Source organism: Mesorhizobium sp. M7A.F.Ca.ET.027.02.1.1 (genome assembly GCF_004022985.1).
Lineage (GTDB): Bacteria > Pseudomonadota > Alphaproteobacteria > Rhizobiales > Rhizobiaceae > Mesorhizobium.
Map to the genome: position 1 here is coordinate 1 of NZ_RZOL01000561.1, position 3,081 is coordinate 3,081.

The window sequence follows — 3,081 nt, forward strand, 5'->3', positions numbered from 1 at the left end:
ATCTGAGCCTTCGTGTCGTAGGCGCGCACCATAGACTGTGCTTCCTGCAAAGCGGCAAGCAGCATTTTATCGGTATAGTCGCGCGGGCTGACTTGTTCCGGCATCGTTAAGTGTGATCGAAGGGAGCGAGTTAGGGGGCGCCATGGCCTGGACGGATTGTCGAAGCCGGCCGGCGATCTGCCAAACGTCATCACCGGCTCCGTTGGGGGTGGCGGAAAGATGATCTCGAATTTGCCTTCAATCGAGCGGTTGACCGTTCGGGGGACCCGGCGCGCACGCTGACGGTATCGAGAAAAGCGGCGACCAGCTTCATCGTGCCGGGCGTGAGTACAGACTTCCCCGGTGCGCGCAGCCAGTCGAGAACCGAACCATTGACCAGGAGCAGGAGCGCGCGCGCGGCCGTTTCGACGGACCACCCGGGTGCAAGGCCGTCTCGTCTGGCAGCTATGCCGATCACGGTCTCGAACAGCCTTTGCAGCGCAAGGTCTGCCTCTCTCTGGCGAGCCAGGGCAGGCAGCAATTCTTCGGAATAGTCGCAGCGCAGCCATAGGATCGTAAGGATGCGGGAACGCTCCGGGTCTTTCTCAAAAGCCCGCAGCCCCTCCTCGATCGCGTCCTTGAGTTCGGCCAGGGGATCAAGCTCGGGTTCGGCCGCCAGGCGAGCCTCCAGGCGTGCGCCCAACTCGTCGCTGGGCAGATTGGCCCGCCGCTCGAGTGCGATGAAGATCTCCTGCTTGTCCTTGAAATGCCAGTAAATGGCGCCGCGGGTCACCCCGGCGGCGCTGGCGATCTGCTCCAGGGTGGCACGCGTTACACCGCGTTCAAGGAAGACATCGATCGCTCCGGCCAGAACCGCTTCGCGGGTCCGTTCGGCCTCGGCTTTGGTGCGTCTCATCGTTCATCTCCTGTGGCAGAGCGCTTTTTTACATACATACGCGATTTAACCTCTTTACATACATACATGCATGAACGTATATAAGCAAGCCTGAATTGCCGCCACCTAAAACGTCCGTCGCGGCCGGTCGCTGCAACCCAAAGGGTGATCCATGAAAACCGTTGCCGTACTTGCCTCCCTAAGCCTGGCCTTGATTGTTTGCGTCGGCGCCTCGGCGCCAGCGGAGCCTGATATCCGCAACGTCCGCACTGTGACCGCGGTCGCGCGAGCAGACGGCGAGCCTGTTTCGCTCACGGGACATGTCCGCGCGCTTACCGAGGAAAGCGTTGCCTTCCGTATCGATGGCAGGGTCATCGCGCGACCGGCTGGCGTTGGGCAGGTGGTTCGGAGCGGAGATCTGATCGCCGAACTCGACCCGCAGCCGCAGCAGCACGCTTTGAGCGCCGCACAGGCGCAGAACCGGGCGGCCCAAGCCGCTTTCACGGAAGCGCAGAACAATCTGGGGCGCCAACAGAAGCTGTTCAGCGAAGGGTGGGTGACCAGAGCCCACCTTGACGCCGCCGAACGAGCCTTTCTCAGCGCAAAAGCCCAGGTGGACGCGTCGTTGGCCGAACTGCACTCGGCCGAGGACCAGCTCGGCTATACGAGACTGCTCGCAAGTTCGTCGGGCTCGGTTATCGCGACCGGAGCGGAGGCCGGCGAGGTCGTGCGTGCCGGCCAGATGATTGTCACCGTTGCCCATGATGGCGGCGCCGACGCGGTATTCGACGTGCCCGCAAGCCTGCTGCGACAGGTGCCTCCCGATGCACTGATCGATGTAGCTCTGACCGACGACCCGTCCATTCGCACCGTCGGCAGGGTGCGGGAGGTGGCCCCGCAGGCCGATCCTGTGACACGCAGTTATCGCGTCAAGATCGGACTGACTGAATGGCCGGAGGCGATGCGGCTCGGCTCGACGGTGACCGGGCAGACGCGCATGCTGGAGGTTGGCGGCATAGAACTGCCGGGGACCGCGCTCACCACCGCCAACGGTGGACCGGCCGTCTGGGTCGTCGATCCGGTCTCCCAGGAGATCTCGCTGCGGCCGATCGAACTGAAGCGCCAGGATTCCTCGATGATCGTCGTCAGCGGAGGCCTCGACGGAGGCGAAATCGTGGTGACCGCCGGCGTTCATGCGCTGCGCCCCGGCCAGAAGGTCCGCCTGTTGGGAGCCTCGAAATGACCAGCTTCAATCTTTCCGCATGGGCGATCGCCAATCGCTCCATCGTCCTGTTCCTGATCATGGTGCTGGTGGCGCTCGGTCTTGGCTCCTACATGCAACTTGGTCGCAACGAGGATCCCACCTTCACCATCAAGACAATGGTGGTGCAGGCAAGATGGCCTGGCGCGACGCTCGACGACATGCTGAACCAGGTCACCGAGCGTCTGGAGCGCAAGCTCCAGGAAACCCCTCACCTCGACTACCTCAAGAGTTACACCAAGGCCGGCGAATCGACCGTCTTCGTTTACCTCAAGGGCTCTACCGGCCCCGAAGAGGTCGAGGACACCTGGTATCAGGTGCGCAAGAAGGTGGACGACATACAGCTGACCCTGCCGCAGGGCGTCATCGGCCCGGTGGCCGACGACGAGTTCGGCGACACCTATGGCATCATCTACGGCTTCACGGCGGACGGCTTCACCAACCGCGAACTTCGCGACTATGTGGAAGACATCCGCTCGCGGCTCCTGCAGGTGCCCGATGTCGCCAAGGTGAACCTCATCGGCACTCAGCCCGAGCGCATCTATCTCGAGTTCTCCCCCGAAAAACTCGCCGGCTACGGGTTGACGCCCGAAGCCCTGGCGCTGGCGCTCCAGGGCCAGAACGTCGTGGTTCCATCCGGTGAGATCACCACAAATGATGAAGGCATCAAGCTCCAGGTTAGTGGATCTCTGCGCTCGGATCGGGACATCCTCGCCGTCAGCTTCGCAGTCGGCGACCGCATTATCCGCCTGGCCGACATCGCCGAGGTCCGCCGCGGGGACGCCGAGCCGCCGGAGCCGATCTTCCGCATCAACGGCAAGCCGGGTCTCGGCCTTGCGGTCTCGATGCGCGAAGGTGGGGATGTCCTGGCACTCGGCGAGCACATCCATGAGACCATGGAGGAACTGAAGGCCGATCTACCGGTTGGCATCGAGCCGGCCATGGT

Annotated in this window: 3 protein-coding genes; 2 read left to right on the top strand and 1 reads right to left on the bottom strand. The window is 63.1% G+C overall.

Translation table 11 applies throughout. The annotated features are described in order from the left end of the window. Window positions 1-190: 190 nt before the first annotated feature. Window positions 191-895, bottom strand: a complete 705-nt coding sequence (locus EN749_RS33365) for a TetR family transcriptional regulator (RefSeq protein ID WP_128364763.1) — start codon at window positions 893-895, stop codon at window positions 191-193. A 250-nt stretch (window positions 896-1,145) separates the two neighbouring features. Between EN749_RS33365 and EN749_RS33370 the strand changes: the two genes are divergently transcribed. Together EN749_RS33370 and EN749_RS33375 are read left to right on the top strand one after the other, a co-directional pair. Next, window positions 1,146-2,117, top strand: a complete 972-nt coding sequence (locus EN749_RS33370) for an efflux RND transporter periplasmic adaptor subunit (RefSeq protein ID WP_210214750.1) — start codon at window positions 1,146-1,148, stop codon at window positions 2,115-2,117. Further along, window positions 2,114-3,081: efflux RND transporter permease subunit (locus tag EN749_RS33375; RefSeq protein ID WP_145991117.1), on the top strand; the 968-nt coding region annotated here is incomplete at its 3' end. The genes EN749_RS33370 and EN749_RS33375, both read left to right, overlap by 4 nt.